We start from the raw sequence: 14,339 nt of genomic DNA, 5'->3' as shown, positions 1-14,339 counted from the left end.
TCTATCCTCAAAACCCAAAAAAAGACAGTTGAAAGAAAAATTTCATAACCGAAATATCTTCAACCTTATCTTTAGAATCCTGTATATTTAAAAAAGCTTAGCCATGAAAATCGAACGCACAAAGAAGGAAGTGATTATCCGGATTCCTGCCTCAGTAAATGTGGATGATTTGCAGGATTTGACGGATTTGATCCGCTACAAAGAGATTTCCAGTAAATCTGAGGCTACCCAAGAGGATGTAGACAACCTGGTAAGTGAAGTAAAAAGAGGTCGCTGGGAAAAAACCAAGTCCAAATTGGGGCTGTGAGAGTCGTAATTGATACAAATATTGCTTTTAGTGCCATTTTAAACAGCAATAGCAAAATTGGAAGGATCATCCTTCATCCAAAAACCAATTTGAATTTTTACGCTACCCATCAACTTTTAGAAGAATTAGAAGACCATAAGGCCAAATTAAAACTACTTTCGGGATACTCAGATTCTGAACTAGCCGAAGTGATTCGGCTAATCATTCAAAAAATCAGATTCATTAATATCAAATTAATACCTCTGGAAATTTTCGCACAGGCAGAAATAATTGCAAGTGATATTGACATTGATGATACGGAATTCATCGCTCTCGCCGAGCATGCAAAAGCCAAATTGTGGACGGGAGACAAGAAGCTCATTCAGGGATTAATTAAGAAAAATTGGGGTAGGATTATTACCACAGATGAGCTCTATATCCACATTCAAAAGAAAAGGTCAGATCTCTAATTTCCCCGCTGAGTGTAGTTTGAGTTAGAGTTTAAAAGTGACGTTGCCTAGGCGTAACTTGCAATTACGCCTTCATATAAATACAAATTTGTAATTTGCTATGATAAAAGAGCTGAAGATAGTTAGCCAATTGCAAATTGGTAAGGATATGAGGGTAGGACAAGGCGTAAAGAAATCATTCTGCGAAGGATTTTAACCTTGGGCCGGCTTGGAAGGCTGGCAAATTCCACCCAGCCTCAGAATCTACGTCTAAAGGGGGGGCGATTCGATCCAACTTCCCTTTCAGAAAGTATTTCAAAAAGCAAGAAAAAGCCCAAAAGAAGGCTGAGAAGGGGAAAGAGAATTTCAATTAATCAAAAAAACTCCGAGTTTTGCCCGGAGTTTCTCGTCTCATTTTGGCTAGAAGGCTAAAGCCGCCAGCCCAAGTTTGGATTTGAGAGGATTGATTCCTTTGAGCACACTGCCCAAATATTTATCAGCCAAGCCACTTCCCAGGAGATTGGTAAGGAATCCCAATCGTTTATTTTTCAAATCGAGAATGCTTGCTTTTTTCTGATCATCTGATCCAGAACCACCGGTGATTTTAAACAATTGGTCTACAAAGGACTTGTTGTTTTCCTTTAGTTTGCTGGTTTGATCTCCGGTCAGATTGAGACCTGAAGTATTGTCCAATATTCCCAATACCTGCTTGGAAAGGTCAACTCCTCCTACATTGGGGATTTTTGGCACTTGTGCTTGAGCGGCGAAAACTACTCCGAAAAGGAAGAGTAAAAGAGAAAGTGTTTTTAGATGTTTCATAATTAAAGTGAATTGAAGAACAGATTTGAATTTAAGAATTTCAGTATCAAAATATGGATTAAAGAATGCCTCTTAGCCAAAATCAATGAATTAATGACAACCTTCGGCATGATCAACCCATTGGCCATCCAAGCTCAGATATCCTCCCATGCAATCTGCCGTCATACAAGAGTGGATGGGCAAAATGCCCAATAAATCTCCCACCTGAACCTGATTTAACAGTGATTGGGAGGCTTTGATTACCCCGTGTTCCTGTGAGATACTTTTCAGATAGGATCGATCGGGCAAAAGAGACCACCCATTTTCATGCAGGGCTACCACCTCTCCAAAGTTTTTGTTCCCGTCCTTATCTATCAGCACATCTTTGGCCAGATGAACACCTCCTCCATGGATTAATATTTCTCCTCTCTCGCGGTTAATATCCACCACAGGCACAGCCAAACATACGGCGATATCTTCTCTGGAGCAGCTACCCAATTCTGCTTGCATCAGATCAAAGAAGACAAAATTTCCAGGACCAAGTTCATCCACATCTCCAAAATCTTCCATCACAGCACATCCTGGAGTATCTCCCAATCGGGTGACCAAATCCGGAAATTCGCTGCTGTATTTGGTTTTGAGCATGATCAGAGCATCGATGCTTTGTTTGTAGATTTTCTGTTTGTCGGGTGTGTAGTAGGTATGGCCCGGGTGAAGGTAAAACCCTCGGAATTTCAGCTTATTGCTTGATTTGGCGATTCTGAGGATTTCCTTGATGGTACCAAAGTCAGACACATGAACTCCCGTGCGACCGTATCCTGCGTCGATTTCTATGAAAAAACCAACCGGATTGGTCAGTTGATCGGATAGTTTTTGAGCAGTGATGGGATTGACGATTTGGACTGAAAGTGATTGATTGGCTGCCAATTCATTTAGTTTTTTGGTCTCCCTAATATTGAAAGGAAAGGCAATATGGATGGTATCCCAACCTTGTCCGCAGAGATATTCGGCAAGTTTGATGGAGGACGCGGTGACTTCTTTGATTCCGTATTCCTTGGCCCAATTCCCGATTTCATGAGATTGGGCGGTTTTCCAATGGGGTACCAGCTTTTTTCCCTGACTAGCGGCTTTATCAGCCATTCGTTTGATGTTTGCCCGGGTGATTTTTTCGTCGATAAGTAAAGTAGGGGAAGAGATTTGGTCTAAATAGGACATGGGGCTTGGGTTAAAATCTAATATTAAAGCCAAAAGGTGGTTTTTCAAAAACAAATACGGCTTCAAGAAAAGAAAACCGAAACCGGTAACAAGACCACTGATTATCCTGCCAAAATTCGGTTTCGGTTTATTTGTGAGTTAGTGGAACTTACTTGCAGATCGCCTTCTATTTGAAAAGCCCTTTTCCCATATTCATCAATCCGCCAAGGTCCATTCCCCCGCCTTTTCCACCTCCGAGTAGAGATCCAAGAATATCGGCACCTCCGGAACCTGGACCACCTTGTAGGGCTTTTACAACGGAATTCATGATGTCCTCATTAGCCTGAGGGGCTTCATTTATTCTTTGGTTGAAGAAATTCATAAGCAAAGGAAGGGCGGTTTTAGCCAAACTCATAGCCTGCTCGCTGGAAATCCCAAGCCTGTCCATCAGCCCTGAGGATAAGTCTCCGGCGAGATTTTGAATGACAGGACTCTGAGGACTGGTATCGCTTCCTGAAAACATTTCTTTGATAGCAGAGAGATCACCGGATTGGGCCTTGTTTTTCAGTAAAGAACCAAAAGTGTCTTCAATTGCACTTGCCGTACTCTCGGTACCGCTCATTCCAGACTGAGAAAGTAGGTCCTGCAGGGGTCCGTCAGCCATTTTTAATAATTGATCGATCATAAGTGTAAAAGTTTGATTTTGATAAAAGTCTGAATTCTATGGGCCATATCCAAGCCAAGATGATGATAATAGAGTTAAAAACGATATGCTTAGTGTTAAGTTTTTATGGTTAAAGAAAAACTTAACATACATTTTTTGGATGTTATACAATCATGAACTTAATATTACCGAAATGTTAATTATAAACTTTGATTAATGGAATTAGCCTTAATTCTGATCGTCGGTTCTTTGATTTTGACCGAGATGATCAGAAGATGGATGAGAGTAAAAAAATAATGGTAAAAGTTGGTTTATCACTCAGTTGGGTATCAAATCCTACCTGACAAAAAAGACGCAGTTCTCTGAATTGCGTTTTTTTGTTTTAATTCTTTTCCATCTTTTTCGGATTTACAAAGGCCTCAAGTCAGAATTTTGGGAAATTTTTTATTCATCAAATATTTTCCCTTTTCGGGAATAGCCATTCTTTTTATTTGGTTTTTAAAACCAACGCCAAATATTGTAGAAATAGAAAAATAGGTGTCCTTTTTTCCTTTTTCTAGGCTTGTCAATGCATTGAATCAGAGAGGATTTTTGGCAAGATTTTAGAAAATAGGGGTGGCATGAAATTAAATCTGATTTCTTTGCTTTTAATCTTTTTGGCGTCATCCCTTTCTTTTGCGCAAGATCTTCGTTCGTACAAGGGAGGCTATACCTTTCAGGACAGGAGGGGAATAGGAGATTTCACCTATTATCTGGATGATAAAAACGAACCTATTCTCCAAGGAGATTTTTCCTTCACCTATCAAGTACTGGACAGCCTTTCTCAACAAAACCTGACTAAACTTCAGGTCAAGGGAGTATTTGAGAAATACGAGAAAGACCAAACCTGGACCTACTCTCAAGAAGCTCATCAGATCAGGATTCAGGATATCAAAAATCGGGAGTTGGTGGCCGAAGTGGAGACTAGACTTGCCGAGTGGAAGGCCAACTATAGTCAGGGGATTCTCGATGGACCTGCCTCTTTTCAGGAAAGAATTTGGCTAGGGGAACGCTATCAGGATATTTTTCTCACTGAAAATCTTCAATTCAGCAGGGATTTCCTTTCCGGCAAGGTGGAGTTTAAAAATCTGGACCCCTTGGACACTTATCAAATCCAAGGACAGGTCAATGGGGAAGGCTTGATGGATGGTGTGTGGGAATTTCGCTATCAGGAGGAGGGAATTGCAGTCCGGGAGATCCGCCGTTATGAAAAAGGGTTTTTGATCGGGCTCCAAAAAATCAACGAACTCACTGGAGAGAAAATTGATGAAGTTGTGTTTTTTCAGGCCATATCAAAGCTTGATCAGCTCAATCGCGGTGAAAAGGTGGATTTTACTCCTTCAGCCCAGTTTTTTGGATTGACATTTAATGATGGTTTTGTGGAGGAAAGCAAGGAGTTTCGGCAGCAATACCAAGGAACCCGACTTCTCGAAGATGCGCTGAAGAGAATTCTAAAATGGGACGAATCCCGTTTTTTTTCCGAAGGAAAACTGATCAAATCTCCGATCCAAACCCGACGGTTTCGATACGAAGTAAGTGAAGAGGACAGGAAAATTTACCAAAACTCAATCACTGAATTTGAGCAACTTCAATCGTATCTAGAGCTGATCAAGTCTTCCGACTTTTTGGAATTGAACAAAAATTCGGAAAAATCACTCGCAGGTGCCTATGCTTACTTGCAATACCTTGATTCTAGACTGAATCAGATGGAGAAGATCATAGAATTGCTCAGGACTGATGAGATCTTGTACTTTGATCCCTTATTTTTTGAAGAAGTTCAGGATGAGTTTTTCCCTGATAGCACTCAGCTCGACTATCAATTCGAAGAAATCGCGGATTCTCAAGTTTTGGACTATACAGAATCTGCTGAAGCAAAAAAGCTTTCCCTTGCCCTTCAGGCCTACTTGGCCAAAGAGCTTTCTTACTTCAGGAGCTTTGACCAAAAAATCACCGAAAGTCAACAGAGATTCCGTCAGACCAAGGATTTGACCGGAATCCAGAGGGCAATTTTGAAAGAAAAAACGAAGATGGACAGCAGCTTCATCAAGTCTGAAGCATCCAATTCCCGTCATCGGCAATTGATGGATCAGGTGTATCAGAATATTGGGAAAAAGCAGTATCAGGAGCTTTTGGATGAGTTTAATCAGGCAGAAAACTTTGAGGCAAAAGCTGTTTTGGGAGATCGATTGGTAGAGCTATTGCAATTTTTGAATAGGATTCCGGATGACTTGGAGGAAGCTTCTCAGCTGCAGCAAGAGCTGAAAAGTCTGTTCACAGAAAAGACCTTTGACCCATTTACCTTCGAAACGGATTTTGAAGTGATTCGGCAAAAGCCAGTGTATGAAGCTCTGGTTGCTCTGACCGAATACGAATTGGACCAAATCCAAAATGCCTCAGAATTTGAAGACGTAGAGCAGAATCTGGTTGAGCTCAATGCCCTGAAAATCCAAGCCAGAAAATTGCGTGACTTGGATACCCGAAAGCTGGAAAGAGAGCTCAACAAAGCAGGAAATAACATCAACCAAATCAAAAAATTACTTTCGCTATGAGAGACCTAAAAGTTAAAATTGCCTGCCTCACGGTGTGGCTCAGCTTGGTCTTGCTTGGCCTGGGGATAGAAAATGTACAGGCTCAGGATGATGCGGAAGAGCCCGAACGGGTGATTTCCTCCCGAAGTGAGTTATGGACAGGTCTGTATACCAAATACAGGATAGGGGAAAAGCTGTATTACTATGGAGAGTATCATGTGAGAACTCGGGATCAGCTAGTTCAAAACATGGCGCAGCTGTACTTGCGCTTTGGTCTTTCCTACATTATCGACAAGAGCCTGGAAGTCACCGGTGGGTTTGTTTTGCCGCTATATTGGGCTCCTCCGGAGTATCAGGAGATCGAGGAGCCATTTGACAACATCATCCCACAATATCGGCTTTGGCAGCAATTGCTTTTTGTGCAGTCCATTTCTCGAGTGAAAGTTTACCACCAAATCCGGACGGAACAGCGCTGGAGAAGGGATTGGATCGAAGGGTCACCATTCCAGCTTACTTTCCGGTGGAGATACAAGCTTTCGGCCTATATTCCCATCAATAGTACCTCTTTGCAAAAAGGAACGCTCTTCGCGTCTGTAAACAACGAGGTTTTTGTGCAGTCAGGAAAGACCATCATCAGAAATCCCTTTGAAGAAAACCGGACCTTTTTGGGTTTGGGCTACATCCTGAATGAAAATCTTCAGTTTCAGGCGGGCTATACCTTCAGCTTTCAGCAGCGCCCCTCAGGAATCAATTACAACAACCGGGGGTTGGTCAGACTTTCGGTCTATCACACCTTGGATTTGACCAAAAAGAGAAAAAGCAAGGCACAGTTTCAGCCGGTATTTTAGAAATAAGGCTAATTCCAGCCCAATTTCAACCGGTCTAGGACTTGGGCAGGTAAGATTTTCTCCAAAAAGGGATCTTTTGCATGGTATTCCAAAAAGTAAATCCGATCCCCTGAGCTTGACGCGATTATGGTATTTTTCAAGTCAATGTAAAAAAGCCCTGAATCCCGGTCAAAAACAACTTCCTGCCCCTGATAACTCTGCTCAAATCCCTGAAACAAATCCAAAAGTTCGCTTTCGGAATCGAAAAGTTCGGGAGCGGGCCGGATCTGCATAATCAGGGAATAGTCCACCGGAATGTAGCTGGTATCCGCATGAATCAACTCCTTTTTGATGCTGGTGATCTTGGGTTCCAGGAAGCTGATTTGAAGGCCTTGCTGATTGTCCATCTGTCGATAGACTTGCATAAGGAGTTCTTTGGGAACCTGAAGGAAATACTTGGGATTAACCATATTGACTACCGTAGTCCAGTCTTTCGTCTCCATAGCCTCAAGGTAGCGGAGCATTTCAGTCTCCACCAATTTTTTATCCTGCTGTCCCATACTGCTTAAGGGCAGCCAAAGAATGGCAAAAAACAGAAGCAGGGTTGGTTTCATGGACTAAAGTTATTTGGACTCCTTGATTTAGCTAAAATCCTCGGATTTTGGAAGGGTTTGATCAATTTTGACTTGCCCTCCTAAGGATAAAGTGAAAATTTGAAGTAAATCGGTTCAAGTTGATACCTCGATTTTCAATAAGGAATCACTGCTCAAAAACCTCCCGGATCGATTCCAGATAATCGAATCCATGCCCCTCGGTAGGCTCGATATAGTTGCCTTCTAGGTACTCATTCCAGCAGCAGATCATGACAGTGTTGCCATTGGTAGAGCGATATTTTCTCGAGACCTGCTGAGCTTCTTTCAGTTTGGCTGTGAATGTGGATTTGTCGCTGTGGACCCGGTCTTTGTAGGGCTCTGAAGGAAAACCCGTCTGCTGAGGCCAAGTGCCACCTGCCGGACGCATATCCCAACCCATTGCCACGGGCACCTGATACTCGAAATCTGGATCGGCAGCAAACTTTTCACTCCACATTTTCCAATGCCCACGGTAGGTTTCCCGCATATCTGCATAGGACCGATTGTCTTTGTCCATGAAATTGTGATAGACATACGCGGTCATCCCTTCAAAACCCATGGATTTGAGCCGGGGGACATATTCCTGCAGAAGCATTTTCTTCTGATATTCTCCGCCTTCCCACGGCCGTGCCGGATTTTTGGCTTTCCACAGGGTAGGGAGGCCGTAGGTTCTTTCCCGCTCGAGCATAGGACCTGCAGTCACTGCGATAAATTTGATCCCGGGGAGTTTGGCTTTTTTGGCGGTGGCCTGGGAAAGATCTAGCAGGTCTTTCAATGTCAAGCCATAAAAGGCTGCACGGGATTCTGCATCCTGAGGAAAGTAGAAATAGACCACAGGACGACCCTCATCATCCTTCAGGTAATCTCCCCGGCTGAAATACTGATCGATCCAGAGTTGGGTGATTTTTTCATGGACTTTCAGGTAGAGTTCCTTATTCGGCTTTTCGCCTTCGTAATTCGCTTTTCGGGCCAATTCATCCGGTGCGCCCACTTTCAGCCACAGCATCCAGCGCTCATGGCTATCGTCACACCAGTTGATAGCAAACTTCATCTGCTTTTCCTTGGGTAGCTTAGCATTCTCAGCAAGCAACACTTCCAACTGGTCTCCCCATTCGATCAAACCAGGAACGGCCACCCGCCCATCCCGATTGGGATCGATCTTCCAGCCTTGAGGATAGTAGATTTTTGATTGGGGGCCAAAGTAAAGATGGTAGTAGTAATGCCTTCCAAAAAACCAATCGTAGGCGAAGAAATCAATCCCGTACTCCTTCATGTACTGAAGTTGCTTGCGGGCTACTTCGGGATCGGTTCTTTTGTAGAACCCTTTCAGATCTTTGATGGGTTTGCGGTCAAGATAGGGTCCCTCATAGGGAAACCGGGCATTGTAGATTCTCCCTTTGGGTCCCCAAATCCCTGAATTCTGAAGACTAGCGCAGTTTTTGGGATCCTGAAGACAGGACCAAAAACTATCCCGATCCACATTGGGATCGGGGGAGGTATTCCAGGAGGGCATAAAGTAGACGCCGACTAATTCCCCACTTTCCTCTTGAGTAGAATTCATCAAATTGGTCATGGGATTCAAATCAGCAGATTGGTATTTACTCTGAGAAGTGTTCCCTTTTTGACAGGAGATGAAAATACTTCCAATCAAACCAATAGACAGAAATTGAAAAATCCGATTCATGAAGCTCAGTTTAAATTACTTAGGCTCAATATAGAAAAATGCAGGAAAAGCCTAGGGTTTACTTTAGTTCTTTCTTTAAAATCAAAATCTGCCTGTATTCTGGAAAAATCCGCTCAAAATCCAGAGTGTAAGCCAGGACTTTCTGAAATCCCATTTTCTCATAGAATCGTTTGGCCTGTACCTGACAGTCCATGGACTCCAGCCAAATGGACTCCAGATGGTTTTGCTTGGCAATGATTTCGCAATGGTCCAGAAGTGCCTTTGCGATGCCCTGTCCATGGGCATCCTTGTGCAGATAAAGCCGATGAAGCTTCATCGCATTGGGGATTTCGATTTCTCTGGGAGAAAAAGGAAAGTCGTATTTCAGAATTCCGATTTTTCGTTCACGCCATTCCACAAAAAAATAGTGCGTTCGGCTTCGTGAAAGTTCCTTTTGTAGGGTTTGGGGATTGTAAATCAGATTTACATACCAATCGCCTTCGTCCTCCCAAACATAGCGATAGGGGTCTTTGTAGACCTGGTCCATGAGAGCAAAAAGGCTGGGTTGATCTTCGTTTTGTATGCGGATGAGGCGTAGTTGATTAGAAAGAAGGATCTGATTTTCCATTCCCGAAATTAAGGGAAAACTAGCGCAGTTTATCTACCATTTCCTTGGTCATTTCATCGGCATAGGTGCCATAGGAATTGACCAATACGCCTTTGATATCTCCGTCAACAGAGGATATGGCAAAAAGAATGGCCTCATCCGAGGGATTGGTGTTGCCTTCAAAGCGAAAGGTTTTGTCAACTTCAAATTGATTGGGCAGCAGGCAGACATTTCCGCAAATCAGGCTGTCAAAGCGGATATTGAAGTCTTCTGTATAACCTTCTTTTCGGAGGTTTTCGAGTGTTTCGACTAAGGTGGGTTCGAAGTTGGGCATGGATTTATTGGTTTAGTGAATAAAAAATTTACGAAGAAAAAGGGGGTAAAAAGAAAAAACCACAGACTTTTGGCCTGTGGTTTAACATCTAAGGGTAAGATTTACTTCCTCGCTAAAGCTCGTTTTGCAGCCTTCACGATATTTTCAGCATTCAAGCCGTATTTTTCAAGTAGTTGGGTAGGAGTTCCTGACTCGCCGAAGCTGTCATTTACTCCCACATACTCCAAAGGAGCGGGATTGTGACGGGCAAGCGTCTGAGCGATGCTGTCCCCCAAGCCACCGTTGATCTGATGCTCTTCGGCAGATACGGCGCAACCGGTCTTCTTCACCGATTCCAAAATCGCTTCTTCATCCAAAGGCTTGATCGTGTGGATATTGATTACTTCCGCATGGATTCCTTCCTGACGAAGCATGGCTTCTGCCACCACCGCTTCCCAAACCAAATGGCCTGTGGCGAAAATGGTGACGTCTTTTCCATCGATCATTTTCCAGGCCTTTCCGATTTCAAACTTCTGATCGGCAGGAGTAAAGATCGGCCAGCTTGGACGTCCAAATCTCAGGTAAACCGGACCCTCATGTTCAGCAATCGCTAAAGTCGCAGCCTTGGTCTGATTGTAGTCGCAAGGGTTAATAACTGTCATGTGAGGGAGCATTTTCATCATGCCCAAATCCTCCAAAATCTGGTGGGTTGCACCGTCTTCTCCTAAAGTCAAACCGGCGTGAGAAGCACAGATCTTGACATTTTTGTCAGAATAGGCGACGGACTGACGGATTTGGTCATAGACACGACCGGTGGCAAAGTTGGCAAAAGTGCCTGCGAATGGGATTTTTCCTCCCAAAGTCAACCCTGCTGCCAAGCCAATCATGTTGGCCTCGGCAATTCCGGTCTGGAAAAAGCGATCCGGGAACTCCTTTTGGAAATCACCCATTTTCAGGGAACCGATCAAGTCGGCACAAAGGCCTACCACGTTTGGATTTCTTCTTCCCGCTTCAAGGAAACCGTCACCGAAACCGGAACGGGTGTCTTTTTTTTCAGTATAGGTAAATTTTAAGTCTAAGCTCATCTTCTTGTCTTTTGGAATGGGAAATCAATAATCACCGAGGGTTTCTTCCAACTGACCCAAGGCCTTGGCCAATTGCTCGTCGTTAGGAGGGGAACCGTGCCATTTGTGGGTGCCGACCATAAAGTCCACACCATAGCCCATCTCAGTGTATAGCAAGTTCATCACCGGTTTTCCTTTTCCTGTCAATGACTTCGCCAACTCCAAGCCTTCAATGACTGACTTTAGGTCATTCCCATTTTTCGTCTCGATGACTTCCCAGCCAAAAGCTTCCCATTTGGCTTTCAGATTTTTCAGGTCCATCACTTTGGTTGTCGGACCGTCGATTTGCTGACCGTTGTAATCTACCGTGGCAATCAAATTGTCCACTCCATAGTGTGCTGCATACATGGCCGCTTCCCAAACCTGACCTTCCTGAAGCTCCCCGTCACCCATCAGGATGTACACGAGTTTGTCGTCTCCGTTGAGTTTTTTGGCTTGGGCAGCACCCAAAGCCACAGAAAGCCCCTGACCCAAAGAGCCGGAAGCTACTCGAATTCCCGGGAGGTGTTCGTGGGTGGCCGGATGTCCCTGAAGTCTGGAATTAAGTTTTCTGAAGGTTTTTAGCTCTTCCACAGGAAAATATCCACTTCTGGCAAGGACGGAGTACCATCCGGCAGAAAGGTGCCCGTTGGAAAGAAAGAAAAGATCTTCACCCTCTCCATTCATCTGAAAATCAGGATTGTGGTGGAGCTGGTCGAAATACAGGGCGACAAAGAATTCGGCGCAGCCAAGTGGCGCACCGGGGTGGCCGGACTGAACGGCATGCACCATTCTCAGTACATCCCTGCGCAGCTGTGTGCAGATTTTTTGGAGTTGTTCAATTGATTGTTTTTCCATTAGCTGGGGGTTTATTTTAGGATTTGAGCAGTGTGGTTTTTGGTATCGACTTTGGCGATCACCTCAGCAATTTTTCCCTCCTCATCAATCACGAAAGTGGTTCTTGCAGTGCCCATGTACTTTCGACCATACATGGATTTTTCTACCCAGGTACCGTAAGCTTCATGCACTTTCAGATCCGTATCTGCGATGAGCGGGAAGGGGAGGTTTTGCTTTTCAATAAATTTCTTGTGGGATTTTTCATCATCAGAACTGATTCCCAAGACCACGTAGCCTGCTTTCAACAGCGCATCGTAGTTGTCTCGAAGATTACAGGCTTGGGCGGTGCAGCCCGGAGTAGCGTCTTTTGGGTAAAAGTAAAGAACGACTTTTTTGCCTCGGTAATCCGAAAGCTTGATGGTTTCGCCTGTTTCAATTTTTGCTTCGAAATCGGGGGCCATTTGGCCTGCTTCTAGTGACATAAAATTTTGATTTTAGAATGGAACAAATGTTTAAGGAATGGTCGATCGATACTCGGCTACATTGCCGGCCATATCGGTGACTTTAAGTAAAACTGCCCCTTTCAACGGTTGTTTATCTTTTGTTTCAGACCAGATTACGGCCTGCTTGTGTTCGTAGCGCATCAGAACCCATTGGCCGTCCACCCAAGCCTCAAAGCTTCGGATTCCGGACAGGTTGTCTTTGATGGTAAATCTCATGCCTTGTGCATTGACCCGGATGGGAGTGATTGTGGGATTCACATTATCCTCAGCCAAAGCAAAACTACCAAAATTTCTGGTTTGGAAGCGGATTTGACCACCTTCCCATTCCCCTCCGGCAAAAGAGCGGGAACCGTTGGGAGAGCGAAGGTAAACGTGTGTTTTACTTTTGTCTCCGGTGTATCCACTGACATCCCAAACCAACTCGATGGGATTCCAGAGGTATTCTGTCGTTTCCTGAAGTCTCAGGATGGGTGCATTGGAGGGTCCTGAATGAGAAGCTCTGAGATATAAATCCTGAAGCAGGCTGTTTTCCTCCGTTTTCACACTAAGCTTGGAAGTGGCGAGCAGATACTCTTTTCCCATCGGAATATGACCAACCAATTCCGGAATATATACTTCTGAACACAGGTCAATTTTCTCCGGAATTCCGAATCTCAGATCCCACAGGTAGGTTCGGCTTTGGGCATCCTGATAGGCAGGCAGGATTTCATATTCCTGATTTCCAATGAAATACTTCGCCAATCCGCCTTTATCACTTTGCCGAACTTTGATCTTCATCACATTTCGGAAATAGCTGACTTGCGGGGTAGAAGGAGCCGCCCCATCTGAAATAATTGAATCCAAGTCCGCTCCGGTGAGCGTCAATTTGACAATCCGTGTATTTTGATATGTGTCTTTGAGCCGAACTTGGAGGTTTTTCTTTTCGCCTGAGCCTACTTCAAAAACTCCTGTAGCAGGATCGGCCGGACTGATGTAATCATACTTCAATTCGGGCTGAAAATAGAGCTTGGTGAAGCGGTTTTGATGGGTGTGCAACAAAAACTGCCGGGTGTAATTATAGTCGATTTTGTCCACCAAAAGGGAAAAAAGCAAGCCCGTGTCATCGGCCACTTCAAAAAGGGGAAAGCCATTTTGGTTAGTGGCTCCATCCAGCCGGTCGTAGCTTTGGATTTCTAGGCCAACTCGTCCTGTGACCCGAATGGTTTCGGGGATTCGATATTCTGAGCCAGAAAGCACAGGCGTAAGCTCGATCCGTTGAAATTTTCCATTGACCCGGCTATCTAGCTCCAATGGGACAATTGCGATTTTTTGAGGAGTGGGAGGGGTATTGTCCAGGATTTCGGAGAATCCGGCCAAAAGCGGATCCATGGCCCTATCCAGGCTGTCCCGGATTTCAAAGTGAAGGTGTGGGCCACCGGAGCTTCCGGTATTTCCACCATATGCGATCAGTTCCCCTTTTTTCACCGGCAATTCTCCCTCTTCAGGGTAGATTTCCAGCTCGTTTTGCTGGGCCTCATACATCTTCGCCACCATCCAGTCATGCAGCTTTGGGACGAAATTTCTCAGGTGTCCATACAGCGTGATGTGCCCGCTTGGATGCTTAAGATAGATGACATTTCCGTAGCCAAAGGATGAAATCTTGATCCGATGAATCCAACCGTCTGCCGCAGCGTAAATGGGCTCTCCCTCGGCCCCACCAAACTTAAAGTCCAAACCCGCATGAAAGTGGTTGGGCCGGAGCTCGGAGAAGTTGCCGGAAAGGTAGTTTCTTCCTCCAGGTTTGACCGGAGAGCGGAAATAGCCTTTCTCAATCTGCTGCGCAATACTACAAATGGGTAGGACAAGGCAAAGAGCAAAAACAAAAAAAAGGAGATTTAGCTTGTTTAGCATCACTTC

15 protein-coding genes are annotated in these 14,339 nt (G+C 44.4%); 4 read left to right on the top strand and 11 right to left on the bottom strand.

Annotation, left to right across the window (positions count from 1 at the left end):
* Window positions 1–103: 103 nt before the first annotated feature.
* Both AAA938_RS13235 and AAA938_RS13230 read left to right on the top strand, forming a co-directional pair.
* Window positions 104–307: a hypothetical protein gene (locus tag AAA938_RS13235; protein ID WP_338229219.1), complete on the top strand. Its 204-nt coding sequence runs from the start codon at window positions 104–106 to the stop codon at window positions 305–307.
* A complete protein-coding gene (locus AAA938_RS13230; RefSeq protein WP_338229218.1) occupies window positions 304–756 on the top strand; it encodes a putative toxin-antitoxin system toxin component, PIN family in 453 nt (150 codons plus the stop codon). Before AAA938_RS13235 ends, AAA938_RS13230 begins: the two co-directional genes overlap by 4 nt.
* A 399-nt stretch (window positions 757–1,155) precedes the next feature.
* Here AAA938_RS13230 and AAA938_RS13225 read toward each other — a convergent pair whose 3' ends face one another.
* The 3 genes from AAA938_RS13225 to AAA938_RS13215 all read right to left on the bottom strand — a co-directional run bounded on the left by AAA938_RS13225 (window position 1,156) and on the right by AAA938_RS13215 (window position 3,412).
* On the bottom strand, window positions 1,156–1,554 hold the full coding sequence (locus tag AAA938_RS13225; RefSeq protein ID WP_338229217.1) for a hypothetical protein: 399 nt from the start codon (window positions 1,552–1,554) through the stop codon (window positions 1,156–1,158).
* Window positions 1,555–1,644: 90 nt separating this feature from the next.
* A complete protein-coding gene (locus AAA938_RS13220; protein WP_338229216.1) occupies window positions 1,645–2,748 on the bottom strand; it encodes an alanine racemase in 1,104 nt (367 codons plus the stop codon).
* A gap of 166 nt (window positions 2,749–2,914) precedes the next feature.
* Entirely contained in the window at window positions 2,915–3,412 is a 498-nt protein-coding gene (locus AAA938_RS13215; protein WP_338229214.1) for a hypothetical protein, read from the bottom strand.
* A 599-nt stretch (window positions 3,413–4,011) separates the two neighbouring features.
* On the opposite strand from AAA938_RS13215, the gene AAA938_RS13210 reads away from it, so the two are divergent.
* Window positions 4,012–5,979, top strand: a complete 1,968-nt coding sequence (locus AAA938_RS13210; protein ID WP_338229213.1) for a hypothetical protein — start codon at window positions 4,012–4,014, stop codon at window positions 5,977–5,979.
* Window positions 5,976–6,806 carry a DUF2490 domain-containing protein gene (locus AAA938_RS13205; RefSeq protein WP_338229212.1) on the top strand — a complete coding sequence of 277 codons (831 nt, stop codon included), beginning with the start codon at window positions 5,976–5,978 and terminating at the stop codon, window positions 6,804–6,806. Before AAA938_RS13210 ends, AAA938_RS13205 begins: the two co-directional genes overlap by 4 nt.
* 8 nt (window positions 6,807–6,814) lie before the next feature.
* Here AAA938_RS13205 and AAA938_RS13200 read toward each other — a convergent pair whose 3' ends face one another.
* The 8 genes from AAA938_RS13200 to AAA938_RS13165 form a co-directional block, all read right to left on the bottom strand.
* Window positions 6,815–7,399 carry a hypothetical protein gene (locus tag AAA938_RS13200; RefSeq protein WP_338229211.1) on the bottom strand — a complete coding sequence of 195 codons (585 nt, stop codon included), beginning with the start codon at window positions 7,397–7,399 and terminating at the stop codon, window positions 6,815–6,817.
* A 145-nt stretch (window positions 7,400–7,544) separates the two neighbouring features.
* The gene (locus AAA938_RS13195) at window positions 7,545–9,101 is read right to left on the bottom strand and encodes a glycoside hydrolase family 99-like domain-containing protein (protein WP_338229210.1); all 1,557 of its coding nucleotides are present in this window, start codon (window positions 9,099–9,101) and stop codon (window positions 7,545–7,547) included.
* A 58-nt stretch (window positions 9,102–9,159) separates the two neighbouring features.
* Window positions 9,160–9,708 carry a GNAT family N-acetyltransferase gene (locus AAA938_RS13190; RefSeq protein WP_338229209.1) on the bottom strand — a complete coding sequence of 183 codons (549 nt, stop codon included), beginning with the start codon at window positions 9,706–9,708 and terminating at the stop codon, window positions 9,160–9,162.
* 19 nt (window positions 9,709–9,727) lie between these two features.
* Window positions 9,728–10,021: a phosphoribosylpyrophosphate synthetase gene (locus AAA938_RS13185; RefSeq protein WP_338229208.1), complete on the bottom strand. Its 294-nt coding sequence runs from the start codon at window positions 10,019–10,021 to the stop codon at window positions 9,728–9,730.
* Window positions 10,022–10,122: 101 nt separating this feature from the next.
* Window positions 10,123–11,085, bottom strand: a complete 963-nt coding sequence (locus AAA938_RS13180; protein WP_338229207.1) for a transketolase family protein — start codon at window positions 11,083–11,085, stop codon at window positions 10,123–10,125.
* A 24-nt stretch (window positions 11,086–11,109) separates the two neighbouring features.
* Window positions 11,110–11,961, bottom strand: a complete 852-nt coding sequence (locus AAA938_RS13175) for a transketolase (protein WP_338229206.1) — start codon at window positions 11,959–11,961, stop codon at window positions 11,110–11,112.
* A gap of 11 nt (window positions 11,962–11,972) precedes the next feature.
* On the bottom strand, window positions 11,973–12,422 hold the full coding sequence (bcp, locus tag AAA938_RS13170) for a thioredoxin-dependent thiol peroxidase (RefSeq protein WP_338229205.1): 450 nt from the start codon (window positions 12,420–12,422) through the stop codon (window positions 11,973–11,975).
* A gap of 30 nt (window positions 12,423–12,452) precedes the next feature.
* On the bottom strand, window positions 12,453–14,333 hold the full coding sequence (locus AAA938_RS13165; protein WP_338229204.1) for a M23 family metallopeptidase: 1,881 nt from the start codon (window positions 14,331–14,333) through the stop codon (window positions 12,453–12,455).
* Window positions 14,334–14,339: the final 6 nt, after the last annotated feature.

It is taken from the genome of Algoriphagus taiwanensis, from assembly GCF_036245645.1.
GTDB lineage: Bacteria > Bacteroidota > Bacteroidia > Cytophagales > Cyclobacteriaceae > Algoriphagus > Algoriphagus taiwanensis.
The sequence above is the reverse complement of the archived record's forward strand: the minus strand, read 5'-3'. Positions and strand labels throughout refer to the sequence as shown.